Raw genomic sequence first — 26,438 nt, 5'->3', positions numbered from 1 at the left:
GTCCTCTGCGCCTCCACCCGGAGTGCGCTTCGCGACTCCGGGCTTTATTGTGGCACCGCTCTGCGGTGTGCACCGCAGAGCGGTGCCTGCCCAAAAGTCGCTCAGTAATACAATCGACGTCCCTACGTGATTGGCGTCCTTCGAAATCGGTGTTCGTTCTGCCAAGGTACCCGCACGGCAAAAGACGGGGACTGACCCCTTTTCCGCGGCACCCTACATCTAAAAGTTGACGGAGCACTTACATCGTGCGTTTGTCGGGAGGCAGCGGTGGGATCGACGGCCGTCAGGTCAGGTTAAGAAAAGACATGCAGGGTGCGTGTTTGGCTATGGAGTGCAAAATCCCTGATCTCAGAATGAACCGGGGAAATACAATGAGACGGCAAGCCGGATCGTCCTTGCCATTGGAAACGTCTCCCTTCACTTCAGTGCTGTTCGCTACGCCACCATGTCGCCGTTCAAACTTGTTGCTTTGGTTGTCGCTGTTCCTTTCGCCGTGCTTGGTGGTGTCCCCGCTGCGACCGCACGTGAAGCTGTCCGCTACGAACCGCAACAAACGATCGCCGCGGAGCAGTGGGACATCGTTGACATTCGGTTTACGGTCGCGTCGGTACCCGAACAGCCGGTCGACGTCGATTTCTCGGCGACGTTTTCCGATCGGTCCGGCAAGTCGATGGCGGTTGCCGGCTTCTACGACGGCGGCAATGAGTACGTGATTCGTTTTACACCGCCCTCGAACGGCGAGTGGAGCTACGAAACGTCTTCCTCGTTGTCCGGATTGGACGGCAAAGACGGATCGCTGTCGGTGCGGTCAGCGGGCGAAGGACGTCGAGGGGCTGTCCTTGTGGATTCCGAGTCGAAACGGAGATTCGTTCATCAGAATGGCGACAGCAACTATCCGATCGCCTTCGAAGCGGATTGGTTGTTCGCGCTCGATGCCGAGAATGCGAACGATATCCCGAAAACGCGAATGCTGGTCGATACCCTGGCGGACAATGGATTCAATCAAATCGTGATGAACGTCTTCGCCTACGACGTCAACTGGGCGAAAGACGCTTCACTCGATCCGCAATACGACTTCGGAAGCCCGCGTGTGTTTCCGTTCAAAGGCACAAACCAGGAACCCGATCACAGTGGTCTGAACATCGAATACTTCCAGCGGCTCGACCGCGTCCTTGACTATCTCGATCAGAAAGGGATCGTTGCCCACCTGATGATTTACGTCTGGAACAAGCGAGTGGCGTGGCCGGAGGCGAAGTCTGAGGCCGACAATCGTTATTTCGACTATGTCGTTCGCCGCTACCAGGGTTACCCTAATCTGGTTTGGGATATCTCGAAGGAAGCTCTTGGCTACGGTCACAACGATGTGAGCTATATCACCGACCGAATTCAGCGGCTACGCGACAACGACGCTTATGATCGGCTGGTCACGGTTCACGACTACGGTTACTGCCGCAAGTTCCCCGAGCAAGTCGACTTCGTTTCGGTTCAATTGTGGAGTTCAGAACTTTACGGCGTGATGCGGAATGTCTGCGAGGCGATTCCGGGCAAGCCGATTCTGAATATCGAGCACGGTGGGTACGAACGAAGTCCCTATGTTGTGTTCACGGGGAATTACACGTCACCGGAAGTGTGCCTGGAACGCGCGTATCAATGCGTGTTTGCCGGCACCTTTCCGACACATTATTGGCAGGGGGCTGCCTGGAACGTCGTCATCGCCGACATCGAATCGCTCGATCCTGGCGACCGTCCACGGCTGGATTATTACCGGCATCTGCGAGGCTTTGTCGATCGCTACCAGATCGATCAGTTGATCGCCGGGGAAAAGAAGAGCAATGCGGGATTCTGTCTGCACAACGGCAAAGATCGATTCTTGTATTACGTGCCGAAAGAGTGTGATTATCTGGGTTTGCGCCCGCCCAAAGACCGTGGCGACACGATGAAGCTTGTTTGGTTCGATCCGTTCAGCGGAGAGTATGGTGAACCGTTTGAAATGAAAATGACCCAATGGCCGTCGGTAGACGTTCCGGCTGGAAATGGGTTTCGCATCCTGATCTGTGACCTTAAGGACGAAGAATGAGCTTTTTGATCCGTCATCGAACTTCGTTTTCGATTGCTCTGTTGCTGTTTGCCGTCGCCCGATCGTTTGCGGCCGAAAAGCCCAACATCATCGTCATCATGGCCGATGACATGGGCTACGCAGACGCCGGATTTACAGGGTCCAAAGAGATCTTGACGCCCAACTTGGACGCCCTTGCCGCGTCAGGTGTTGTGTTCCGGCAGGGTTACGCCAACCATCCGTTTTGCGGGCCGACGCGTGCCGCTCTGCTTTCCGGTCGATACCAACATCGTATCGGATTCGAAACGAACCCTGCTTTCGATCCGTCCAATCCGATCATGGGCATCGATCCGGACGTGACGCTGTTTCCCAAGCGATTGCAGAACGCGGGCTACGTCACGGGGTGTGTCGGCAAATGGCACCTTGGGGCAGCCGAGCCGTTTCATCCCAACAACCGTGGATTCGATTACTTCTACGGGTTTCTCGGTGGCGGGCATGATTACTTTCAAATTGATTTAACCAAACCGGTCAAGGAGGGCTATCTGCAAGGACTGACGCGTAACGACAAACCCGCAACATTCGACGGCTATCTGACCACTGCACTCAGCCGAGACGCCGCCCGATTTGTCAATGACCACAAGGACAAGCCGTTCTTTTTGTACGTGGCTTACAATGCGCCGCACGCCCCGTTGCAGGCACCTGCCGAAGACATCGAGAGATACAAGCACATTCCGGACAAGAAGCGGCGGACTTATGCCGCCATGGTCGACGTGATGGACCGCGGCATCGGTGAAGTGATCACGGCGGTCGAGAAGAATGGCTTGCGCGACAACACGCTGGTCTTTTTCCTCAGTGACAACGGCGGGCCGCAAGCATCCAAACAAAAGCCTGGGAAGTGGAACGGTTCTTCCAACCAACCCTTTCGCGGCGGCAAAGGAGACCTCTACGACGGTGGCGTCCACGTTCCGTTCATTGCATCGTGGCCAGCCAAAATCCCAGCTGGAACCAGCTTCGACTCGCCAGTGATCTCGATCGACATCTCCCGTACGGCCGTCGCTGCGGCAGGCGGAAGTCCCGGGGGCAAGCAGGCGATGGAAGGCGTCGACTTGCTGCCGTTTGTCAGCGGCGATCAAGGAGGTGTTCCTCACGAGGCTCTCTACTGGCGCAGCGGAACGAAGTGGTCGGTACTTGCCGCGGACGGAACCAAGCAGGTCCAAGACAACGAAAGCGACACTCCGCAACTGTTCTTCTTGCCGGACGATGTCTCGGAAACGAACGATTTGATCGCGTCCCAGCCAGATCGCTCGAAGGCGTTGCGAGAAAGCTGGGAGCGTTGGGACGAAGCGAACGTCCCATGCCGCATGCTGGGCTACATCGACTATCACAAGCAACGTGACCGGTTTTTCTTGGAGGCGATTCCAAAGGCAGCCACGGAATCCGGTTACGAACCGACGGTCAAGGGCAACTTCAAATAGGGCGTGAGCCCTTGCCCGAGGCCGAACGGCCAGCGATTTCCATTCACTTGTCACTTACACGATCAATGCGATGCCGTACTCTTGTCGACTGTTCCTCCTGATTGGATCTGTGGCCATTGTCACCGCGGCGACCTCTCACGCTCAAACGCTCAGCAGCGAAGGCCGGGACCAGAAGGCGACGCACGACTATTTGTTTGACACGTTTCTTGAAGGGCGTGAAACCAAGTTCGTCGGATCGGGGCGGGATCGCGGCTTGAAAGAAGTCACGGTCATGACGGAGACGAAAGAGATCCGACATGGCGACGAGGTCTTGCTGCCAGAGGGTGCCGAGCGGGTCGCGGGGCTGTTCCGCCACTTTTCGTTTCACGGGGACCATCTCGATCGAGTCAAAGAGGTTTATGTGTTTCCTTTTTCGCCCGACAAAGCTCCGCCTCGCAGTCAGCAGGTCAAGGACTTTTATCGAGTCCAGATGCCGTCGATCCCATTGTTAGACGAGCCGCCGGGCAGAATGAAGATTCGGTTTTTGATGAAGGACAAGGAGGCCAGTTGCCGAATCGATGATCTGGTGTTTATCGCCCAGCGGCAAATTCCGCCTGAGTTCGACACGATTCCTTATCGCGACCTCGGATCAGAGTTGCCTCGCCAGCGAGTGGAGATTGACATCGACACCGACCATGAACTGTCGATCGGCGGAACGAGCGAATTGCAGCGCGGGCGTTGGTTCCGCATGCATGAAACGCCAGGTGTCGTGGATCAGTCATTTGAGCGTTGGGCTGCGGAGCGAAATTTCTTGCCGGGACGTGGTGCGTTCAAGTTCAACCCCGGAATCACGCGTGCCTGGGGAAACTGGGAGCCGCTCAAAGAGAGAGCGGATCAACCGGGTGCCGCCGATTTGTCGTTCTTCGATCAATACGACGCCGGTCAGAGACACCGAAATACAATTGCCGAGTTCAAAACGATTCCCTTTGCGTATTGTTTCAACGATTGGCCTGATTTCATGTCCGTGCCACTGGTCGGGCGAGGGACGCCCAAGGTCGAGCATTTCGATGATGCGGCGGAACTTGCAGCCGCTTACGTCGAAGACCAAATCAAAGACGGCGGATTCACGGCGGAGTGGTGGGAAGTCAAGAACGAAAGCAGCGTCCAGTCCGAGTGGGCTCATCACTGGCAGGAAAAGCAAGGTATCGACGGCTGGGGGCTGCTCGCGGACTTTCACAATCGCGTTGCCGACGCGGTCCATCGGCGCGCCGGGGACGTGAAGGTCGGAGGCCCGTCGTCGGCTTACATGCAACTACAAGTCAAAGACTTTGAACTGTATCGAAATCAGGCTCGGTTTATCGAAGAGACACGCGGCCACCTCGATTTCTTCTCGCACCACTTTTACGAAAACGCGCTGATGCTGGGCGCATACGAGCGTCGCGGAACCGGCTATTCCAACTATCTGCTGGGCCGATATGAAGCGATCCTGGACATGCTGCGGGCCCACATGCACAAGGCCGACAACGTGCTGCCCATCCTGATTACCGAGTGTGGCTCACTGCAGAATGGGCGGCAGCCGTCCGACAATTGGCTGCGATTGCTCGCGTGGAATGCGTATCTGACCAAGTCGATGCAGCGGCCGGACCAGATTGATCTGTTTGTGCCGTTCATCTTTTTGCATATGTCGTGGAATCCGTACAGCGGCGACGCGGCGTTTACGCCGAAGGAAGATCGAACCCGGCACAAGACCATCGACGACTTCGAGCCCACGACGATTGCCAATTACTTTGAACTGTGGCGGGACTTCGACGGTCGACGTCTGCCGGTGGAATTCAATCGCCGATGGTTGGATGTGGTTGCGGTGCATGATGGCAACCGCATTTCGATCGCTGTGACCAACATGGGTGGCCGACAGATTGCCGTCGATCTATCGGGTGCCGCAGAACGAATGGGCGCGGTTGGGGCGACTCAAACGCGGCTGAATTACCACCAGGGCGAAGTCGTGTTTGAGCCGGAGCACGATGTCGACGCGGCGGCGATTCCGGTCGACGTGAATGAGACCACGGTTGTCCGTCTGAAGCTGGATCAGGAACTCACTCCGGCAAAGCAGCTGGTGATGCAGCGTCACTATGCGACGGCAACTGCCGTGAAGAGTCAGGGAGATCCGGTGACGTTCGATGTGAAGATCGGTGAAGCGAACGAGCTTGCATCGGCGAGGGTTGTCATCGGCGTTCATCGTGGCGGCGGCCTCACTCAACCACTCTCCGTCGGAATCAATGGAACGCCGGTCGCGATCGACGTCGGGGACGCTGCCGAGTTCAGCGAGTTCTTCGCGCCCTTGGATGTGCAGGTGGACCCATCGATGATTCGCGGCGAAAATCGGGTGCAAATCACCGCGCAGCCCGGCACGACGATCACTTCCGTGCAGCTCGTCACCTTTGTCGCGAAGTGAAGGTGCTGGGCATGGAGGCAGGGAACGCTGTGAAGCATCTGTTTTCTGCAATTGACGAGGTGATTGCCGAGGGGTCGTGACCTGCCGGTGAAAAAATGTTTCACAGCGTAGGGGGGCAGGGTTATGGTAAACTGGCGAGTCCCATGAACCCCTACACACCTCCAACCGAAACCGAGCATCGAGATCCTCCTTCGCCGGATCAATCTCCGATCGCCTGGGCGGGGATGGCGCTGACGATCGCCATCTTTTCCGTCTACTTCGTGGCACTATTCGCAGGGTGACGCGTCATGACTCTCCACACCTCGACCAGTAAACTAGCTAAGAAGAATCGAAAGCGGCCGGACAAGCGGAATCGGCGACATCGGAAGGCGTCCGGACCCCGTTTGATGAAACCAGTGATGTGGGTCTTGGGACTCCTCATCGGCCTCGGCGTGATTCAAGCCTTGATCGTTCTCGTGAAAAGCCACTGAATGGTTTCGGTTTCAATTCCCATGAACCCCTGTTGGTATCGGACAACAACGCAGAAGGGGTATCTTTGCTGCATGGCCTGTTGAGGGCGTGAGCATGAAGACGTCATATCCGGAGCAATCGGAACGGCAACGGTCGTGACCACCCTCCTGATTGCATCCTAACGGTCCGCCAGCAGATTGACTGTCCCATGTTTGCAACACCACCGGTGCGTCGGAGCGCATCGGAAGTTGGCTCGGATGGTTCGCCGGGTGACAGATGGTTGTGGCAAGCGTCGAGGGCAAGGCCGGGTTCAGTGAAGTGAGTGATCCAACAATTCAGTATCCAATCCATCATCCGTCGAGCAGCGTTGATTCCTTTCAAGACTCTGGGTTGTCGGGGTCCGGAGCAAAATCAGACAATTGGAGCGGTCAGTTGATTGGCCAATACGATATCCAACGTCTGATCGGTCAAGGAGCGTACGGTCAAGTCTACTACGCCGTGCATCGATGGTTGGAGTTGCCGGTTGCGATCAAGGTTTTGCAGCACATCGACACGAATGACCGGCAGTCGCTGGACCGATTTCAGCGTGAGGCCAAAATCGCCGCGCGTCTTCGACATTCCAATCTCGTGCGATGCACCGACGGCGGCATTGTCGGAGGGAAGATGTTTCTGGTGACCGATTTCGTTGACGGCGAAGACTTGAGGGCACTCGTTCGGCGGCGTGGCCCGCTGTCGGTTGCGGAGGCCAGCGAGATCATCTACCAGACGGCAAATGCGCTTCAATTCATTGTCGACAATCACACCATCCATCGCGACATCAAGCCGGCCAATATCATGCTGGACAGCAATGGAAACGTGCGCGTCTTGGACCTGGGACTGGCACGTTGTTCGGTCACCGGAGAATCGCTAACTGAAACCGGTCAAATCATGGGGACGCTCGACTACATTGCGCCCGAACAGGCGGTCGATTCTCGTCACGTGGATTTTCGCGCCGACCTGTATAGCCTCGGGTGTACCTTTTATTTTCTATTGACCGGCCAAGCCCCTTTCTCGACGACAGAAAACTCTACGCTGGCGTCAAAGATTCTGGCTCATCTGGAGGCGGATCCGCCGCCGATCAAGCAGTTTCGGCGCGATGTGCCTCGGGCAGTGACCACTTTGGTCACTCAAATGCTCAACAAATCACCCGACCTGCGGCCTAGTTCGTTCGACTCCGTCTGCAACGCGCTTTCGCCCTACGCGCAGCATGACAGTCTTGCGAGACTCTTGACCAAATCGGGTGATCACATAAACCTCACCGGGCGTCGTGCAGCGGAAAGCGGTTTGAAATGGGTGAACCAAGTCGTTGGCGGGATCACCGCAACGGTCGTGGCACTGCTGCGATTGGTACTCATCGGTCTGGGGTTTCTTGAACGCGCGTCACGACGTGTCGGGCAGCAACCGAGCTACCACTTTAGTTTCCGCTGGCTGAAATCCCTCATGGCATTGGGGGTTCTAGCTTGTGCCATCTGGTTCACCGGGATCGAAATTATTCCCGCCGAAAACCTTCCCGGTTCTTTTTTTGAGAGCGAAACGGCCGAACCCTCGTTGGTGAAGCATTCGCCATTCACGCAAACACAGTCCCCGTCACAAGGACAGCCGTTAACCGGCGATGCCGCGCCGCCCATGCACCGGCCGCCCCACTTGCAGCCTCCTGCACATCCACACCAGCCATCCGGTCACGTGCCACCGCGGCCTCCCGTGCGATCTCAAGGCGTGCAATACAACGCGTATCAGTGAGTCTCAGAAAAGGCGATGCGTCAGCGGTTTGACGGGTTTGATTCAGCCGGGGTGCGGTTGCCTGTCTAAGACGCCGATCATCGATCACTATCGCGCAGCATTGGCTGACCGGTATTCAAAAAACGAAATTTCGACGGCGAAGTCATCGGCCACATCGTCACGCCTGGCAAGTTCTTGTTTTGCGAAGTGATGGTTGCAACCAGCCATTACCCTGCCAACCTGCGAGCGATCTTAGCGGCACTGTGTTACCAGATGATGCGGGGCTAGCGTTCTGAGACGGCAGACCGTTCGTCGATGGGAAAAGACGGCGGTCACGCGGAGCGACGTTTGGGACGCGTCGCATCGATTTGGGAATCGGGGTCGGCGTGGCGGATGGCCGGTTGGGTCGGCTGCGTTTTTGCCAGCAGGTTGCGTTCGCGGAGGTTGCTGCGGACCGTTTCCAGCAATGCCCGTTGCACTTGCTTGGCGTCGTGCTGGGCTTCCGTCCAAACGTGCAACTCATAACGTTGCGTTTTCTTGGCGATGCAGACCAACGTGACTTGGGGACCGGGAGACTGCAACACCTCTCGTTCAGCGGATGCCCATTCGCCGATCATGCGTCCGATGTCGATCGGGCGTTCTTCGCGTCGCACGGTGACTTCGATCGCGACTGTGGTCAATTTCCCGGCACCACGCCAATTGGTGACTTCGTCGCTGAGGAATTTTCGGTTGGGGATCTGCAACTCGCGGCCTTCATCGTCGGCGAGGATGGTGGTGCGCAGGGTTTGGCTGGCGATCCGTCCGGTCAGTCGTCCGACCGTAACACGATCACCCACGTTGACCGGTCGCGCGAACAGAACGACCAAGCCGCCCAAGATATTTCGCACGATGTCTTGCAACCCGAAACCGATGCCGATCGTGATCCCGACCATCAACCATTGGATCGTCATCCAGCGGATGCCGATCAATCGGCAGGCGACGAAGCAGCCGATCGCGAACAGGATGCACCGTCCTAGCACCAAAATCAGATGCTCCATGCCTTCGTCATAGTCCACGCGTTGTAGCACCAGGGCGTCGAACAAATTCGGCAACAAACGCGAAATGTGAATCGCGACAAATAAGATCGCGGCGGCCCAAACCACGTTCAACAGCGTGACGGGAGTGGCTTGCAGCACGGAGCTTGCCACCGTTTGACCCTGGCCGTCATCGGCGTAATGGGTCACGGTATCTTGGACGGTCCACAAAACGGGATTCGCCAGACTCATGTTCGGAATCACGTCCACCCACAAGGCGACGAAGCACGAGACCAACGCAACGCCGGCGACACATTGACCCAAGAAACCGATTTGGTGCTTCAACACGACGTGTGTTTCATTGACCTCCTCCGCGACTTCGGGCTCTTCGATCAATCCGTACTCGTCGTACCTGGGTTCGACTTTGGGTTGAGTCAGGTTGCGCCAAATCTGTTGGAACCCGAGTTGGCCGATCTTCCAGACCACGGCCGCGGTCATTACCAAGATCGCCGACCACGTCGCACGCTTGATCAACTCGCTGGCGGTGTAGCCGTAGCCGAGCGAGGACAGGATTCCCATTAGGATCGGAAACCCCAAGGCGAGCGCGTACCAGAGGTGTCCGAAACCGGTCGCCAATCGGCCTCCAAAAGCTTCGATCGCCGGACAAAGGAACCCTTTTCCGGGTCGCAACGCGAAGTGCGCCAAACCGGCCACGACCAGCATCATCGTCAGAAAGCCGAATCGCCCCAGTGAATCACGCCAGATGCCATGGTCGATTTGTACAAGCATCGTGATTGCAAAGGTACCGGGGACCAACATCAACCCCGCGATCGACCAATCCTTGAACGCTTCGGCGCGGGTGGAAAACGTTTTCGACAGGTGTTTGTCGACCAGACCGAACGGCCGTAGCAACTGACGCGGCAGTTCGACCAACAGCCCGATCAGGCTGGCGGCAAACAAACCACTGGCGACCTGGATGATCAATTCAGAAACGATTCCCTGATTCAGCCACCAGGCGGTCGCGTATCCTTGCAGCGGTACCACCACGGCGACGCCGAGTGTCAATGCGCCGGCTGCGACCACGCGGGTCTTTCCGGCCGTTCGCAGTTTGGATTTCAGACCGATCGCCACCAACCAGCTTTTTAGCCGCCACCGTAGGGCAAACATCAGCCCGATGAACGCCGACAACAGGATTCCCGAAATCTGGTCGTCGGAAAGTTTGCGTTTTAGGTCGCGTCCCAGTTGTCGGGTATGGCGAAATTCGAGCAACGCGGCAATCCCGGCCTTGGCGTCGGCGAAGTCTTGAATCCCGATCGGATCGCCGCTGCGAATCCATGTCGCGTGGCGATTGATCAGCTTGCGAAACTCTGCGGTCGTGGCACTGGTGGCCGACGCGGTCGAATCAAGCCGATCCAGGTTGCGATGATACTTGCGATACGATTGCTTCAGCTGGTCGACCAATTGCGATCGATGGGTCAACAAGTCGAGCACTTGCTGCCGCAACAGCGGTGTCGGCGACTGGCCGCTGGCATCGCTGGTTTCAGCCAGCATCTGATCGGCTTGCTGTTGTAATTGTCCTTCGCCGCCGAGGATCAATTCCAGCTCCAAGGCTTCCTGCTGGGTACGCTGCAGTTCGGCTCGCGCGAAGTGGTTCTCGTTGTCTTGCGTTTGCCAGGAATCCAACTGTTCCTTGCGGTGTCGCAGCAACAGCCCGATGGTGGGCGTCAATCCATACTCGGCCAATTTTCCGCTGACGGATTGGTAGTCGGATTGGATGTCCTCGAGTTTTTGCTCGGCCGCGTCGAGTCGCTGCTGCAGAGTGCGAACCGAAAATCCGAGCTTAGAAAGCTGCTCGGCAAGGTCGGCATTTTGGCTGGCAATCTTGGCCAGGACCGGTGTGGAGCGCTCGGACAGGTCGCGATTCCACTGTGCGATTTGCAAGGCGACTTCGGGCGAAAAACCTTCGCCTTGGTGATCTTCGGCGGACCCCTTCTCGGTCGCCATGCTGCCGGAACTCGTTTTGCCAGCATTAACCGGGACCTGCAGCAATGGCCGGGGTGACGGCGGCCACCGGGCGTTGTTTTGGGCTGCGGCGCACGTCGCCCAGATTGTCAACGCGACCAGGCACGTGGAACAGTAAAGCGGACGACGGGGGAGACACAGACCGGACATTGTGAATCCAAGGGGATTGCGAAGTTTGCCAAGTCTGTAGATACGGGCCGAGCCGATCGCGAGTCAAGATTCATGTTTCACGTCAATGGCGCGCATAAATCTTCAGATCGTCCACGACGACGTTTCGGTGGACGGCCAGTCGCAGCATTCGCTTGGTGGGGTGGGCGATGCCTGGTGAGGAGAACGAGCCGACTTCCTTGCCATCGATCGACACGCTCAAGGTGTCGCCGTTGATGGTCGCGACGGCGGTGTACCAGGTTCCTGTTTCCAGCGGGTGGACGAACTTTTTTGATTTTGTCTTCAGCTCGGCTTTCTGGGCAGCGGTGAGCGTGTCGGCTTGGCGGGCCTCACGCGTTTTCAGGTCCATGACACCGGTCTTCAAATCAGCCAGCTCGGTTTGTTTGATGCCGATGACCACTTTGAACAGATGCCCCGCCCAGACCTCTTTGCACTGCAAGTCGGCAAAGTTTAGGCCGAGGGTGTCTTTTTCGTGCTCCAACATAAACTTCACTTCGACCGAACCGTTGCGGAATTCGGCCGGATGGGTGACGGAGACGCCGTGGTCGGCATCCTTGTGCAGGTAGATGTACATCGCGCCGTCTCGGAGATCGACTTGCTTGTTTCCGCCGGCGCGTCGCTCGCTGTTGGTCCCCCAGCCGTTGCCGACTTCGTCTTTCGCTTCTTGGGACTCGTTGCGCTCAAAGTCGTCGGCAAAGATCAGGGTGCCCCGATCGTCGGCGAGCAGGTTCGGTACGGCCAAGCAAGCTGATAGCAGGAGCATGCAAGCGGCGATCGATGGTGTCTTCATTACGGAGTCTCTGTTGTTTTCACGTCGAGTGGGTTGGCCAAGGCGTCTGCCATGGTAAGCCGAACGCCTTGTCCGTCCAAGGGAAAACACCCTCGCGATCGAACGCGGTGAAGCATTTATTTCAAGCGTTTACGAGGTGTTCGCGGCAGGGCGCAAGCCCAATACCGCCAAATCGACATTGATGGGCGCCGCTCGCGCTGGCGCGAACCGCCTGATGTCAATTGATGATCAGCCGTTTGGCGCAAGCCTACGGGCCCTGCGCTGGTCAATACCTTGTCGAAATACCGGAGGGCTCGCGCCCTACCGCTAAAAATACGCTTCACAGCGTTGTCCTCGCTCGTTTCCGGCTCCGATCCGCGGCCAAACGCCCGCCAGCCGTGTTACACTGCGTCGGATGCCGTGCAGAACCGTTCGCCGATCGCAGCGGCGATTATCTGATCGTTCAGACAATCGAAAACGTTTCGCATCGAAAAGATTCACGTCAGGAAATCTCAGTTGGTTGCAGGAGCTCCGAATCGGATGATGAAAGGTTTTAAAGTGTGTTTCGTCGTGGTGTGTTGCATCGCCCACGGAGTGTTCGACGTTGGCACCCGCGCCAGTGCCCAGGAAGCGGACGTTCGGACTGTCCGCGTGCTAACGATCGGAAACAGTTTTGCTCAGAACGCTTGCCGGTATCTCGAAGCGATCGCCGAAGCGGACAGCAGGTGCCGGATCGTGATCGGAACGGCAAACATCGGCGGCTGCACGTTGCAGAAACATGCGGATCTGGCAGCCAAATCGGCAACGGATCCGAGCGAGAAGCCTTACAGGGGCGAAGGCGGGAAACGATACAGCTTGCAAGACTACCTGGCAGCCGATCAGTGGGATTTCGTGACACTGCAGCAGATGAGCGCGCTCAGCTACAAGCCCGAGACGTACCATCCCTACATCGAACAATTGGTGGCGGTCGTCAGGGAGCACGCGCCCAAGGCAGAGATTTTGATCCACCAGACGTGGGCGTATCGCCCCGATTCGCCGTTGCTGAAATCCGACGGATTGACGCAGCAGCAAATGTACGAACGTTTGGCGTCGACCTATGACGATGTCGCCGACCAGTTCGACAGCCGAATCCTTCCCGTCGGTGCCGCGTTCCAATTAGCGAGAAACACTGCGGGCCGCGACGTCTTGGTGCGCGATCCTGATTACAATTATGACCACCCGGTGTATCCGAATTTGCCGAAACAGACGCATTCCTTGGTCACCGGTTGGCATTGGCGGACCAGCGGCGACAAGCAGGAGCTTCGACTGGATTTCAAGCACGGCAATACCAAGGGGTGTTTCTTGGCCGGTTTGGTTTGGTACGAGGTGCTGACCGGAAACGATGCGTCCGAAACGTCGTATCGGCCGAAGGGTGTGTCGGAAGACGACGCCGTGTTCCTGCGTCGTGTGGCTCACCAAGCGGTCGTCGGTCGCACTGCAGAGAACGCTGCAGAGAACGCTGCAGAGAAGGCGTCTCGATGAAACCGCTGCGACGTCGGGGCGCCGATGCGTACCGACGACGGTGGTTTCACGCTTGACGATGGATCTGGCTGTTTATTGTTTCACTTCCCCACCTTGAGTTCGATCCATGCGGGTCTTGCTGGTTTGGCTTTGTTGCTGTTGGTTTGTGTCGCCGTGGGTTGTCGGCCAGGAACCCGCCGGCGCGGACGGCATGACGTTTCGCTTGATCGACGGCGGGCGTTTCGTTCAAGGCATGGATGGTGGCGAACGCACGTTGCAGCAGGCGTTCCCGCTGTCGACGACCGGGCAAGGCTACGGAAACGCCGAAAGCCCTGCACATGTGACGTGGGTGACCAAGCCCTATTGGATCGCCGAGACGGAGGTCACGGTCGGGCAATTCCGGCGATTCGTCGAGGCCACCGGCTATCAGACCACGGCCCAACGCGGGCTGGCCGAAATGGTCGGATGGCAACCGACGCCGGAAGACAAGCCGCTGTATCAGTCCCATGATTTTGTGCGAGACGCAAAGTTCAGCTGGGAGGATCCGGGATTCGAGCAGACTGATGAGCATCCGGTCGTCGGGGTCAGTCTGACCGACGCCAAGGCGTATTGTCAGTGGCTCAGTCAACGGGACGGCGTTCGCTATCGATTGCCGACCGAAGCGGAATGGGAATTCGCCTGCCGCGCCGGCACATCGACTTGGTTCTCGTTCGGGGATTCCGCCCAAGGGGTCTCGCACCGGCACGCCAATCTCGGTCACGTCGAATTGGAACAACACCGCAAGCACGCCGCGGAGCGACAATGGTTGCTCGACTGGGACAAGGATCCGACGGACGGCTATGTCTTTACGGCGCCGGTGGGCAGCTACGCTCGCAATCCCTGGGGCATTGCCGACATGCACGGCAACGTCTGGGAGTGGTGTGAAGACCTTTGGCTTGACACGATTTACAAAGATTACGATCGCCCGAAATTTGATCAGCCCAATGGCGTTGCGGTGGACCCCGTCAATCGAGATCGACCGCAAACGACCACCAATGATTTCCACGTCCTGCGCGGAGGCTGCTGGTACAACGGTGATCTGTCGTGTCGATCGTCCGCGCGAATTCCTTGGGATGCCGACGACGCGGCTTGTTACGTGGGATTTCGCATCGTCCGTGATGCCGGCCCGCAGCAGTCGACGGCGGCCCGGGAAGCCTACGAGGCGGAACAGGCGGCGATCGCTGCGATCGAAGCGGCCGGTGGAAAACGTTTTGCGTCGCGGGGGCTGGATATCGAAGTTCGGCTTGAAGGGACAAACGTTGACGAATCCGTATTTCACAGCTTGGCGAAGCTGCCCGATCTGCAGCGGCTTCGCATCGGATGGCGGGACCGCGACGCCAAACTCTCTCAGGATGGACTCGATGCGATCGCGAATTTAAAACACTTGCAGGTTCTGGAGTTCAAAAGCGGTCTGGGAATCGAAACCCTTGATCTGTCCGTGTTGACGCGGATGAAGGCGTTGCAGGTGCTGCGTTTTCCCCGCGACGCGTCATTGAACGATCAGCACCTGGCGGCGCTCGCCGGCTTCACATCGCTTCGGGAGTTTCAATGCTTTGGCACCGCCGGTGGGTTGACCGACGAGGGGCTCAGCCGGCTGGGTCGGAACCGCAATTTGGAAACCTTGCTGGCCTGGGAGAACGAAGCGACCGGGGCGTACTTGATACATTTTCAGGGCTGTCCGCTGACGACGCTGGCCAGTACCGCACCGTTTCGCAGTGCCGGCGCGATGACGGATGAGCACGCCGCCAACTTGACAGGGTTTCCACACCTTCGCTCGCTCACGCTCGATGGCCAGTCACAGCTTAGCGGCGCGTCGATCGAGCGGATCGCAGTCCTGGACGAGCTTCGGCAGTTGAGTCTGCAACGTTGCCCCGGCATCACCGACTCCAAAATGTTGCCGCTGGCGAAACTGCAGCAACTGCGTGAGGTCAACATGACGGGCAGCCCGGCCGGTGATGTCGCCGCCAAAGCCCTGGGGACGATTCCGCGTCTGGAATCCGTGCGTCTGGGCAACGAGGATTCTGGCGAACGCGATGGGCTGACCGACGCCGGAGTCGCCGAGTTGTCCAAAGCGTTTTCGATCCGGGAATTGGACCTGACGTCAAACGCGTTGACCGATCAAGGGCTCAAGTCTCTCGGACGCATCAATCGATTGACGCGATTGACGATCACGTCGGATCAAGTCACCGGATCGGGGTTGGGGCCGTTGTCCCAATTGCCCGACTTGCGCGATCTTTCGCTTCGGACTCCGGGGCTGGAGGACGTGGCGTTTGAGTACCTGGCGAGTGCAAAAAGCGTTGAAAAGTTACGCCTTGCCCATCGTGGCGTTCGGCCTCCGTCGGCGTTGACCAACGACGGCATGATGAAGATGCAGGCCGCCACATGGCTGAAAGAACTGTGGTTGCCTCGCAATGACACCGGACTCACCGAACAGACGATCAACGAGCTTGACGAGCTGATGCCCAAAACCAACGTCATCCCCTTCACCGTCTCGCTAGACTAAAGTGGCGTAAGTGTCCATGAACCAACCTCGGCCCCGTCGATTTGCCATCCTGCTTTGCAGCCTTGTCCTGCTTTCGTGCAGCGTCGCGAAGGCTGCCGAACCACTTGACGTGGCGACGGACGACGATGCCGTGACGAAGCTGGTGCAGTCATTCTGTGTGGATTGCCACGGCCCAGACACTCAAGAGGGCGAGTTGCGGCTGGACACGCTGACGCCGGACTTCACCGATTCGCAGACGGCGGCGAAATGGATCGAGGTGATGGACAACCTGAACCTGGGAGAAATGCCTCCGCAGGACGAACGCCAACCGCCCGGCGCGTTGGTTGCACGAGTCGTCGACTGGATCGGAAACGAATTGAAGCACGCGGCGACGCTTTCCAAAAGCACCGGCGGCCGTGAGTTGATGCGACGACTCAATCGCAGGGAGTACGCCAACATTGTCGGCGACTTGCTGGCGGTCGAATTCCTGCCCGGCGAAGGACCGCAAGACTTGTTGCCGCCCGACGGAACGATGAACGGGTTTGACACGGTCAGCAAGGCATTGTTGTTGGACCCGTCGCTGATGGAAAAGTATTTTGACGTCGCTGCCATGGTCGCAAACAAGGCGGTGATCACCGGGCCGCCGCCGGTTCCGACACGTCGCAATCGGATGCAATACGAGGACAGCACCGGCGGCATCGAGTACATCAAGCATTCACGCGAGACGATCCTCACCGAAGACGGCATCATCACGATGAATCAGGGGATGCGCAGCGACGAAGCCTTGCGGCACCCTTGGAACGATCAATTGATTCCGATCCGCGGCAGATACCGCTTGCGGGTCCGCGTGGGAGCCGACCCGCGCGATCGCGAGGCACTTTACATTCGGATCAAACGCAGTGGGGATGGTGATTTGTATTTCGGCAAGGTGTCCGGAACGCTGGACCGTCCCGAAGTGATCGAAATCGAGCGTGCCTTCGACGTCCCGGGCGGAAATGAAATCGGCATCGAATTTGTCGACGCGCCGAGTTTTGGACGCGTCAATTATCACTTCTCGGACCTGCGGCGATCAGCGGAAGAAGCGACCAAGAACGGAAACGCGACCCTGGCGGGGCGGTTGCAGGCACAGCTGGGCGCACAGGGGTTTCCCAATCAGGGACGGATCGAACCGGACACCCGAACGACCGACCATTTGCCCCGGATCCTGTTTGACTGGATCGAGCTGGAAGGTCCGCTGTATGAACAGTGGCCACCCCAAAGCACGGAGCTGATCTTTCATCGCGGTTTGGACGCGTCGGAGTTCGGCGAATCCTACGCCCGCGAGATCTTTGCCCGACTGCTGCCACGGGCGTTTCGGAGCAGTGTCAGCGCGGCGGAAATCGATCGAATCGTTGGCGTGGTCCGCAGTGAATTGGAGTATGGGGAATCATTCCCCGATGCAATTGAATCCGGAATCGTCGCGATGCTGTGTAGCCCTTCGTTTCTGTTGATCCGCGAAGCGGAGGGGGCGATCGCGGGCGACGCCGCGGCGAGCAGCAGTGGCCCAGCGAGCAGCAGTGGCCCAGCGAGCAGCAGTGGCCCAGCGAGCAGCAGTGGCCTTACGAGTAACAGTGACCCTGCGAGTAACGACGGACCTGCCGGTGGCGACGCACTCAACGACGATGAGCTTGCGTTTCGTTTGAGCCGATTTTTATGGAGTACGATTCCGGACGAAACGCTCCGTCAGGCCGCGGCGTCGCGGCGTTTGACCGACACAGACGAGCTGGTACGACAGGTGCGCCGGATGTTGGCACACGAAAAAGCTGACGCGCTGGTCAAGGGGTTTGCGCGGCAATGGCTGAAGGCGGATGAGTTTGACCGTTTCGTGATCGACCAAAACCTGTACCGTGATTTCTACCGCGCCGAGAACGCGGGTTTGAACGAAGCGATCAACGCGGAACCGATCGAATTCTTTCGCGAAGTCATGCGCAGCGGCGGCAGTTTGCTCGATTTCCTGGACAGCGATTGGACGATGGCCAACGAGACGCTGGCCCGCTACTACGGGATTCCCGGTGTGACGGGCAACGCCATGGTTCGCGTCGTGTTCCCGCAGCCGTCGGTTCGCGGCGGGCTTTCCACCATGGCCGCGCTACATAAATGGGGCAGCGATGGCAATCGGACGAAACCCGTCGAACGCGGCAAGTACATTTTGGATGTCTTGTTCAACGATCCGCCCAAGCCGCCGCCGCCCAACGTCGGAGAAGTCGAACCGAACGTCAGTGGTGAACTGTTAACGGTGCGACAGCGATTGGACAAACACCGCACGATCGCCGCCTGTGCCCATTGCCATCGCACGATCGACCCCTACGGCTTGGGACTTGAAAACTTCAGTGTCACCGGCGCGTGGCGGACCAAGCAAGATGGCGAACGTCCCTGGTGGCCTGACCACGCGGTGATCGATGCCAGCGGTACGCTGCCCGATGGAACTCGGTTTACGACGATTCATGAGTACCGGACGGCGCTGCGCCGCCAAAGCGATCGGTTTTTGCGCGGGTTTGCTGAGAAGATGTTGACCTACGCACTCGGCCGCATCATCGAACCGAGCGATCACGTTACAATCGATGGCTTGGTCGATCGCATGAAATCCAACGGACACAGTTTGCAGAGTTTGGTCGAAGGAATCGTCCTTTCGGATGCCTTTTTGAAGAAGTAGAACCATGAGCAAAATCCACGCACCCCAACTCGGTCGACGCACGTTACTGCGGGGCACCGGCGGCGCGATGGCGTTGCCGCTGTTGGAGGCGATGCTGCCCAGACGGGCGACCGCCGGCGGCGAAAGCCTCGAACCTGCTTTGCCCAAACGGATCGGTATTTTTTACTTCGGCACGGGCATGAACATGCGCCAGTTGGAGCCGATGGATGAAGGACGCGACTACACGTTGTCGCCGACGCTGAAGGTGCTGGCTAAACACAAAGACGACTTCACCGTCCTCTCGGGAACCTATTTGGAACACGGCGGCGGTCACCAAGGTGATTACACGTTTTCGACCGGGGTGAAAGCCAAAGACGGAAGCTCGATCAACAATTCCGTCTCGATGGATCAAATCGCGGCGGAGCAACTCGGACGCCAGACCCGGTTCCCCTCGCTGCAGCTTTGTGTCCAACGCGGCACCGGATTCGGCGGCAACCTGCGCACGCTTTCCTGGAACCGTGACGGCGTCCCGCTGGCGTCAGAAAATGACCCTCACGTGTTGTTCAATCGACTGTTCAAGGTCGACGGTCCCGAAGAAACCGAGCTGCGGAAAAAAGGATTCCGTCAACGGCGTAGCATCCTGGACCTGGTCATGGAAGATGCGAAACAGATCGAACGCACCGTCGGCAAACGCGATCGCGTCAAGCTGGACGAATACTTCAGCAGCGTCCGTGAAGTGGAAAAACAACTCGAACGTGACATCGATTGGAACGTGAAACCCAAACCGAACGTCGACACCAGCAGTCTGAGCGATTTTTCGGAAAGCTTTACCGTCAACATGCCCGCCGGCCAGTTTGTGTACGAAAAGTACGCGCGGATGATGTACGACTTGATCGCGCTGGCCTACGAGACCGATTCTTCACGCGTGATCAGTTACGTCGTCCGTCAAGAAAGTTCGGGCGGGACGTTTCCCGAATTCGGTGTGTCGAAAGGGTTCCACGAATTGACGCACCATGGTAACGATCCCAAAAACCTGGCGGAGTTGGCGAAGGTGGATCGGATCTACCTTTCGCATTGGAATTACTTCATCGATCGGCTGAAGTCGTTCGGGCAACCCGACGGTTCGAACTTGTTGGATCACACGCTGTTGGGATTTTCCAGCGGGATGGGGATCGGGCATTCCAAAGACCGCTTGCCGACCTGCCTGTTCGGCGGCAAGGCCGCCGGCGTTGCACACCAAGGCCACCTTCGGCTACCTGAACAGACTCCGCTGTCACGTGTCTGGCACACCATGCTGGACCGGGCCGGCGTCGACCCCGGCGATTCCTTCCAAGACTCCACCGGAGTGATCGAAGAGTTGGTGAAAGCGGGGTAAGCAACGGTCTTGCAAAAAGTGGGGTAAGCTTCCAGCTTGCCGTGTGGGGTGGGGTAAGCTTCCAGCTTGCCGCTTCGCGAGCTTTAGCTCGGCGTGTGCAAGGGGGGCAAGCTGTCGCTTGCCGGGACGCAAGCTGGAAGCTTACGCCACTTTGCAAGCTGGAAGCTTACGCCACTTTGCTAGCTGGAATGATAGGCCACTTTGGGGATGGCTTGTCCGGGTTGCAGGCGAAGTTGGGCTCGGATGCTCGCTGACGACCAAGCGTACGTCTCGGGGGATCGAGCCAAGCCGGCTTTGACCGGATTCATTTCGATGTAACGGATGATTCGCATCGATTCCGCTTCATCACGCGCCCAATGATCGAATGTTTCATGCTGCCAATACACACCCTTCGACCCCCGCACGCGGTTACACATCGTCGCCGTGTAACTTTGAATGCTGTTTGAGATGATTTCGCGTGGCGTTCGGCGTCTGCCGGACTGTCCCGTTTCGCGTTTCACCGCCAATGCCGACCACGTCACGTTGGGTAGGAACAGCCAGTGATGGTGACTGGGCATCACCACGAACGCAAGCAACGTGTACCGCTCGTCTGCAAAATTCAAGAATGCGTCGCGGACGATCTTTGCCTGGGCATCGTCTTGGAGAGACGCAACAGGAGAGTGCCCGTCGAGCAAATTGTCGACAAATCCGAAGAGTAATCTCCGCTTCAGTTGTTCCCAGTCTGCCAGACTCATCGCGTGAGGTTTGCGGCGATGGTCAAGTTCACGCCGATACGCGTCAATTTGCGAAAGGCCGCTGGCGGAGAGACTCCCTTCGAGACAGGACGTGATGAAGACCGGATGCCCTTCGACGTCTTGATGCGGTAGACGACGCCGACGAAAAACCATCTCTGGCATGCTGCCCCCTCCAACCGAAATTCGTTCCGCGTCCGATACCGAAAAGTGTGGTAGGCATCATGCTTGCCGCTATTTGAGGAAAGTATTGTTCATCGCTTGCCAGTTCTTGCAAGCTGAGAGTTAGGGTCCGTTGCTCATCAGCCAGGCAAAGAGGTCTTGGGTTTGTTGTTGGCTCAGGTGGTCCAGCAGTCCGTCTGGCATGAGCGAGTTGGCGGTCAACTTGATGGTCTCGATGTCTTCCGAGAGGACTTCGACTGTCTCGGTCGCAGTTTGGATGGTGACGGATGATTCGGTTTGACGCGTGATGGTTCCGCTGATCACGCGTCCGTCGGTGGTCAACAGGTTGGACAAACGGAAATCGGCCGGGACGGCGGCGCTGGGGTCGATGATGTTGGAGACCAGATAGTGCAGGTCACGTCGGTTTGAACCGGTCAATTCGGGGCCGACCGATTTGCCTTCGCCGAACAGCTTGTGGCACGATGCACAGTTTCTCTGGTAAACCTCGCGGCCGCGGGACAGATTGGCCGTCGCAATGCGCGACGGATCCAAGCGTTTCTCCAGGTCTTTGATTTGACGCACCCGTTCGGCCGGTGAACGCCGCAGCGTACCCCAAACGCGGTGCAGTCGCAGTTGCAACGCTTGATCGCCCAATGCATCGATTTGCCGGGATTGACCGGCTGATAGTTCCGCCGCCGCGATCGCCTTGCTTTCGATCGCGCGGAGCAGCAGCGAGGCGCTCCGGCGTCGCGCGACGAGATAGTCCATCGCGGCAACCCGTTCCTCCTGATCCAGTTCGCCAAAGCGTTTGAGAACGGTCTCAGCCAGTTTCTGATCATCCGTTCTGGTCGCGGCTCGGAGTGCCTCGGTGGTCAACCGCGAGGATTGAATCAGTCGTTCGAGGTCACGGGCAAACCCGGCTGGATTGCGTTGGGCCAACCCGTCGAGGGCGGCACGGCGTGTCGCATGATCGGTTTCGACTGCATGCAGTCGTTGCCGAACGCGTTGCAAACCCGATTCTTCTGCTGTGACCGCCGCCGCGCGCACTGCCGCTACACGTACTCGCCGATCGTCGTGTTCGATCAAGGTTTCTATCACGCCTGCGGTGCTGTCAGATAATTGGATTCGTGTTTGCATCGAGACACTGTCGTTGAATCCTTCGAGGAGATCGGCGATGACGTCCGCTCGCGTGGTGTGAGTCAGATGATCCAAAAGCAACGTGGCGGAGGGAGTTGCATCGCTGCAAATCCGCCGCGCCGTCCAGCGACGCAGTTTTGGCGACAACGCATCGATGGCCTGAAGGGTACGTGCGGGGTTCGCGGCGACCTCGGGTTCGATCGCGTACCAAATCATGCGTTCCAAGTTCGGGTCCAGTGAGTTGCCGTTCTTGATCGCCAGGGCAACGGCGGTCGTCCAGCGTTGTCCCACATCGATCCGCTGCAGCGCCGATGCCAACGCCATGCGGACGATCCACGACGTTTCGGTTTCCGCCATGGCCGCAAACCGTGGTAAGAACGCTGCACGTGATGACGTCGCGTCATCGACCAGCAACCGTACCGCCCAGCCACGGACGTGTTCGTTTTCGTGCGAAAGCAATTCAGACAACCAGTGATCACTCGCACCACCGCTGCAGTGTAACGCCCAGAGAACGCGGAGTTTGCGGGGGATGTCGGGATGACTGTCGAAACTCTCTCGCAGTCCGGCATGTGCTTCGGACAAGTCGTTTCCGTCGGCAGCGCGCTCTTGCAAGAGGCGACGTGCGTGACGGACGAACCAGTCGTTGGCATGCAATTGGAAATCGACAAGCTGCATGTCGGTGGCTTGTCCAAGGTCGACATCGACGCGACGGGGATTTCCCCAAGTGACTTTGTAGATCCGACCACTGGTACGGTGGACGCCGTCTCGATCATGGCATTCGCCGTTGTCCGACCAGTCGGTCACGTAAACGTCTCCGTCGGGGCCATACTCCATCGACACGGCTCGAAACCACGGGTCCTCGGCGACCAGGAAATCATCGGCGTGTACCCCGCGATAGGATCCGTCGAGTCGGTCGAGTCGGTCGCGGTTGATTCGCCTGCCATGAATGTTGCTGGTCAACAATGAACCGCGGTAGGATCGCGGCCAACGGTCGCCCAGATAGATCATCGCATCGCAGTGTGAATGCCCGCCGCCGAAATCCAAGGTCGGGGATGCGGCGTGGTCGGCGGGTTTCCCGGATGCCCAGTGAAGATGATCACTTGTCGCCGACATTGGTTCATAGACGTGGGGATTGGAATGGACGCCGCGATCTTTCCAGCGTTGATAGTGGGCTCCCGGGACAAGATGCCAAAGGTGTTCCACGACACTGGTCGTCAAGAAACCTTGACCGTGGTCATCAAAATCTAGCCCCCACGGGTTGATTGTTCCGTCGGCGACGACTTCGAACTGGTGACCGGTGGGATGATATCGCCAGATCGAGCAACTCAATTCGACGCGATCCGCTGGCGTCTGACCGGGGCGACCGACGCGTGAAGGTTGTTTGATCCCGTGACGGCCGTACAGCCAGCCATCCGGCCCCCAGGTCAGTCCGTTGACGCTATTGTGTTCCGCTTTGAGTGACCAGCCGTCGAGATGCACGACCGCTTCACCATCAGGCACGTCGTCGTGGTCCGCGTCGGGCAGAAACGCTAAGTGTGGCGGCGCGGTGATCCAAACACCACCGAACCCGATTTCCAGTCCGGTCAAATGGCTCAACCCTTCACAAAACACCTTGCGCCGGTCCAACACGCCATCGCCGTTGGTGTCTTCGAAGATCAGGATCCGGTCTTGCGTTTGGTCGGTGAAGGTGCTGCCGTCGTAGGAATAACTTTCGGCGACCCAGAGTCGCCCGCGATCATCAAAGGTGATGGCGATGGGTTGACGGACTTTGGGTTCGGCCGCCGCCAAGGTGATCTGGAAACCAGCGGGCACGCGCAGCCGCGCAACCGCTTCGGCGGGAGGAAGCGGATGCTGGCCGGCCGCCTGTGTGTTGCGAGGTGTGAATTCCTGAGCGTCGACCTGGACACAGGCCAAGCACAGGAGTAGCCAAGCGGTGTAGACTTCCAGCCTGAAAATCCGGCAAGTGAATCCAGACGCAAACGCAAGCTGAAAGCTTACGCTTCGTTGGGGCGGCGTATTGCGAGGGACTCGAAGAGTGGTGCGAGGCGTTGGTAGCATTGGCGTGCCGTCGGGGTCGGTTGGTAGTCCGGCTTTCGATGGACGTGCGAGCTGACTTCGACGTTGACGAAACCGCAGTAGCCGGCGTCTTTCAGTACCTTCAATAACTCCCTGTAGTCGGTCTCGCCATCGCCGGGCAGCAGGTACTCGTGCCTTTCAGGTGTGCCTCGACTGTCTTTGACTTGGACGTAGGCGGTGATCGGCAGCAGTTGTTTCAAGCTTGCAGCTAGCGAGAGTCCTTCCAGGTGAAAATGGCTGTAGTCGTACACGACCTTCAGCCACGGGCTGTTGATTTGTCGGTGGACCCACAGTGCCCGCTCGGGTGTGTGGACTGCGTGTGCGGCATGGGGTTTGAAACAGATGACGGTTTGGCTTTCGCGTCCGACTTCTGCCCAGTCGGATAACTGATCCACCAGTCGACTCTTCGTTTCGTCCCACTGATCCGTCTTGCCGGCGACGATCGACTGAACGACCGGCGGGGTTTCCGGGGCGAGGTCATGCGCCAACTCGGTCGCCCGCTTCAACCGCTGGAGGTTTGCGGCATGCTGCTGATCCGAACGCAGACAAGGCAGACTGTCCAGCAGCGACGGGACCGCCAAATTCAGATCACGGAGCTGCCTCCGAATCTCCGCACGGTCTCGTCGACCTAGCGCCGTCGGTTCGGTGGGCCATCCGCTGAGCATCGCAAATTCGATGCCGTCGTACCCGATCTCGGCGCAGACCTTGATCGCGTCGGCCGTCTTCAAAGATTTCATCCCGTAGGTGCCGAAACCGAATCCGATCGTGGCGGGCGTGTCGGCATCGTTAGCACGCGAGCTATCGGTGGCGGCGGTGAGCTGGATCGCCGCGGCGGTCAGAAAGCATCGTCGGTTGAGAGGAATCATTCAGCGATCGCCTTGAGTTCCGAAACGCTGACGCGTGCGAAACTGATCCGCTCGCTGGAATTCTTTCCCGAGGCATCACCGTTTTCAAACAAGACCCCCACCAAGTCGTCGTTGATCAACACCAGATCGCTGTAGGCGGCCGGTCCAGTATGAATCAGCGGGCCGTCCTGCCAGGACTTGGTTTGATCGGTGGAGACCCGCAATCGCAAGTCGCTGCGCCCTGGGCCACTGGGGCCGTTTTGATCGGGCCCGGAAAACACGATCAGATCCTCCGCGACGGCCAGCAGCGAACACTGCACGACGGGCGGATCGAGCACCGCGGGCGCGGGGCGAAACGCGTTCCATTGCCGGTCACGGGAGTCGAACGATTCGCCACCGTCGCTGCTCCAGGCTTCGCCACGGGTGCCCGCTGCGCCGCCGAGTTGGTTGCGGGTGTTGAAGTAGAGCGTCCCGTCGGCCAGTTCGACCACGGTGGTTTCGTTGGCACCGATCCCGTCTTTGTAGGTTTCGTCGACCGCGCCCAGACGCCACGTTTGCCCGTGGTCGTCGCTGAGCACCACGTGGGCGCCCAGGTCGCCGCCGTCCCTGCCGTCTTCCCCGAGCCGATGGTCCGTCGGAATCACCAATCGTCCGCGATGATGGCCACGCTGGATTTGAATTGAATGGACCGGACCGGTCGCGTACCAGCCCCAGGCTTCTTTCTTGACGTCTGGGGTGATCTCGCGCCGCGGCGACCAACTTGCGCCGTGGTCATCACTGAAAATCACGAACACGCGATCGTTTTCAAGTGTAAACGGCATCCAGATTCGTCCCGGATGGTTGGGATCGAGCAGGTCGACGACGGGAGCGGGATTGCCGATCGTGATGTCGGTCACGCCGTCGGCGACCACATCGCGAAAGTCACTGTTTTTCTGTACCACCTGCAGCGCGCCCCATGTCTTGCCGCCATCGGTCGAACGTTTCATGACCAGATCGATCTCGCTGGCGTCGCCGCCCTGCCGCGCTTCGCAAAACGCCAGCAAGTCCTCGTTGGCGGCGCGAATGATTGCCGGGATGCGGAAGATCCGGTATCCGTCTTGACCGCTGACAAACACACTGGCGACGGGAAAACCGGTGTCGGTCAACGCAGGCTGCTCGGCGGCCGAGGGTTTCGCGAGGAAACTGCCTGCAATCAGAAGCAGGGGGATGAAGTAGGGTTGGGGATCGATGCGGTTGTTCATGTTTGAGGTTCTATGCCCAGTGGGCGAGCGATGGAAT

Annotated in this window: 14 protein-coding genes; 8 read left to right on the top strand and 6 right to left on the bottom strand. The window is 58.4% G+C overall.

Going from position 1 to position 26,438, the window contains the following annotated elements:
* Window positions 1–445 precede the first annotated feature (445 nt).
* The 4 genes from TBK1r_RS18765 (at window position 446) to TBK1r_RS18750 (ending at window position 8,191) form a co-directional block, all read left to right on the top strand.
* A complete protein-coding gene (locus TBK1r_RS18765; protein WP_145213906.1) occupies window positions 446–2,077 on the top strand; it encodes a DUF5060 domain-containing protein in 1,632 nt (543 codons plus the stop codon).
* Window positions 2,074–3,531: a sulfatase-like hydrolase/transferase gene (locus TBK1r_RS18760; RefSeq protein ID WP_145213903.1), complete on the top strand. Its 1,458-nt coding sequence runs from the start codon at window positions 2,074–2,076 to the stop codon at window positions 3,529–3,531. The genes TBK1r_RS18765 and TBK1r_RS18760 overlap by 4 nt, the downstream gene beginning before the upstream one ends.
* Before the next feature lie 70 nt (window positions 3,532–3,601).
* Window positions 3,602–5,962: a beta-agarase gene (locus tag TBK1r_RS18755; RefSeq protein ID WP_145213900.1), complete on the top strand. Its 2,361-nt coding sequence runs from the start codon at window positions 3,602–3,604 to the stop codon at window positions 5,960–5,962.
* A 768-nt stretch (window positions 5,963–6,730) separates the two neighbouring features.
* Window positions 6,731–8,191 carry a serine/threonine protein kinase gene (locus TBK1r_RS18750; protein ID WP_419581511.1) on the top strand — a complete coding sequence of 487 codons (1,461 nt, stop codon included), beginning with the start codon at window positions 6,731–6,733 and terminating at the stop codon, window positions 8,189–8,191.
* Between the two features lie 311 nt (window positions 8,192–8,502).
* On the opposite strand, the gene TBK1r_RS18745 is transcribed toward TBK1r_RS18750, so the two are convergent.
* Window positions 8,503–11,187 (bottom strand): mechanosensitive ion channel domain-containing protein, encoded by a 2,685-nt coding sequence (locus TBK1r_RS18745; RefSeq protein WP_419581510.1) that lies wholly within the window; start codon window positions 11,185–11,187, stop codon window positions 8,503–8,505.
* A gap of 250 nt (window positions 11,188–11,437) precedes the next feature.
* Window positions 11,438–12,136 (bottom strand): LamG domain-containing protein, encoded by a 699-nt coding sequence (locus tag TBK1r_RS18740; protein ID WP_145222819.1) that lies wholly within the window; start codon window positions 12,134–12,136, stop codon window positions 11,438–11,440.
* A gap of 546 nt (window positions 12,137–12,682) precedes the next feature.
* Between TBK1r_RS18740 and TBK1r_RS18735 the strand changes: the two genes are divergently transcribed.
* From TBK1r_RS18735 to TBK1r_RS18720, 4 genes are all read left to right on the top strand, one after another.
* The gene (locus TBK1r_RS18735) at window positions 12,683–13,663 is read left to right on the top strand and encodes a DUF4886 domain-containing protein (protein ID WP_145213888.1); all 981 of its coding nucleotides are present in this window, start codon (window positions 12,683–12,685) and stop codon (window positions 13,661–13,663) included.
* Window positions 13,664–13,769: 106 nt separating this feature from the next.
* Entirely contained in the window at window positions 13,770–16,184 is a 2,415-nt protein-coding gene (locus TBK1r_RS18730) for an SUMF1/EgtB/PvdO family nonheme iron enzyme (RefSeq protein WP_145213885.1), read from the top strand.
* A gap of 16 nt (window positions 16,185–16,200) precedes the next feature.
* Window positions 16,201–18,855, top strand: a complete 2,655-nt coding sequence (locus TBK1r_RS18725) for a DUF1592 domain-containing protein (RefSeq protein WP_145213882.1) — start codon at window positions 16,201–16,203, stop codon at window positions 18,853–18,855.
* Between the two features lie 4 nt (window positions 18,856–18,859).
* Window positions 18,860–20,209: a DUF1552 domain-containing protein gene (locus TBK1r_RS18720; RefSeq protein ID WP_145213879.1), complete on the top strand. Its 1,350-nt coding sequence runs from the start codon at window positions 18,860–18,862 to the stop codon at window positions 20,207–20,209.
* Window positions 20,210–20,388: 179 nt separating this feature from the next.
* Here TBK1r_RS18720 and TBK1r_RS18715 read toward each other — a convergent pair whose 3' ends face one another.
* The 4 genes from TBK1r_RS18715 to TBK1r_RS18700 form a co-directional block, all read right to left on the bottom strand.
* Window positions 20,389–21,105 (bottom strand): hypothetical protein, encoded by a 717-nt coding sequence (locus tag TBK1r_RS18715; protein WP_145213876.1) that lies wholly within the window; start codon window positions 21,103–21,105, stop codon window positions 20,389–20,391.
* A 120-nt stretch (window positions 21,106–21,225) separates the two neighbouring features.
* Window positions 21,226–24,297, bottom strand: coding sequence for a PVC-type heme-binding CxxCH protein (locus TBK1r_RS18710; protein WP_145213873.1), 3,072 nt, complete (start codon window positions 24,295–24,297; stop codon window positions 21,226–21,228).
* Window positions 24,234–25,181 carry a sugar phosphate isomerase/epimerase family protein gene (locus TBK1r_RS18705; protein WP_145213870.1) on the bottom strand — a complete coding sequence of 316 codons (948 nt, stop codon included), beginning with the start codon at window positions 25,179–25,181 and terminating at the stop codon, window positions 24,234–24,236. Before TBK1r_RS18705 ends, TBK1r_RS18710 begins: the two co-directional genes overlap by 64 nt.
* Window positions 25,178–26,401 (bottom strand): sialidase family protein, encoded by a 1,224-nt coding sequence (locus TBK1r_RS18700; protein WP_145213867.1) that lies wholly within the window; start codon window positions 26,399–26,401, stop codon window positions 25,178–25,180. The genes TBK1r_RS18705 and TBK1r_RS18700 overlap by 4 nt, the downstream gene beginning before the upstream one ends.
* Between the last annotated feature and the right edge of the window lie 37 nt (window positions 26,402–26,438).

The sequence above is a fragment of the Stieleria magnilauensis genome (assembly GCA_007753675.1).
Lineage (GTDB): Bacteria > Planctomycetota > Planctomycetia > Pirellulales > Pirellulaceae > Stieleria > Stieleria magnilauensis.
This window is presented reverse-complemented; position numbering and strand designations above follow the sequence as displayed.

Bases quoted from the DNA above. Each gene is read 5' to 3' on its own strand.
- TBK1r_RS18765 (WP_145213906.1), top strand. From the start codon at position 446: ATGTCGCCGTTCAAACTTGTTGCTTTGGTTGTCGCTGTTCCTTTCGCC.
- TBK1r_RS18760 (WP_145213903.1), top strand. From the start codon at position 2,074: ATGAGCTTTTTGATCCGTCATCGAACTTCGTTTTCGATTGCTCTGTTG.
- TBK1r_RS18755 (WP_145213900.1), top strand. From the start codon at position 3,602: ATGCCGTACTCTTGTCGACTGTTCCTCCTGATTGGATCTGTGGCCATT.
- TBK1r_RS18745 (WP_419581510.1), bottom strand. From the start codon at position 11,187: ATGGCGACCGAGAAGGGGTCCGCCGAAGATCACCAAGGCGAAGGTTTT.
- TBK1r_RS18740 (WP_145222819.1), bottom strand. From the start codon at position 12,136: ATGCTCCTGCTATCAGCTTGCTTGGCCGTACCGAACCTGCTCGCCGAC.
- TBK1r_RS18735 (WP_145213888.1), top strand. From the start codon at position 12,683: ATGATGAAAGGTTTTAAAGTGTGTTTCGTCGTGGTGTGTTGCATCGCC.
- TBK1r_RS18730 (WP_145213885.1), top strand. From the start codon at position 13,770: ATGCGGGTCTTGCTGGTTTGGCTTTGTTGCTGTTGGTTTGTGTCGCCG.
- TBK1r_RS18725 (WP_145213882.1), top strand. From the start codon at position 16,201: ATGAACCAACCTCGGCCCCGTCGATTTGCCATCCTGCTTTGCAGCCTT.
- TBK1r_RS18720 (WP_145213879.1), top strand. From the start codon at position 18,860: ATGAGCAAAATCCACGCACCCCAACTCGGTCGACGCACGTTACTGCGG.
- TBK1r_RS18715 (WP_145213876.1), bottom strand. From the start codon at position 21,105: ATGCCAGAGATGGTTTTTCGTCGGCGTCGTCTACCGCATCAAGACGTC.
- TBK1r_RS18710 (WP_145213873.1), bottom strand. From the start codon at position 24,297: ATGCTACCAACGCCTCGCACCACTCTTCGAGTCCCTCGCAATACGCCG.
- TBK1r_RS18705 (WP_145213870.1), bottom strand. From the start codon at position 25,181: ATGATTCCTCTCAACCGACGATGCTTTCTGACCGCCGCGGCGATCCAG.
- TBK1r_RS18700 (WP_145213867.1), bottom strand. From the start codon at position 26,401: ATGAACAACCGCATCGATCCCCAACCCTACTTCATCCCCCTGCTTCTG.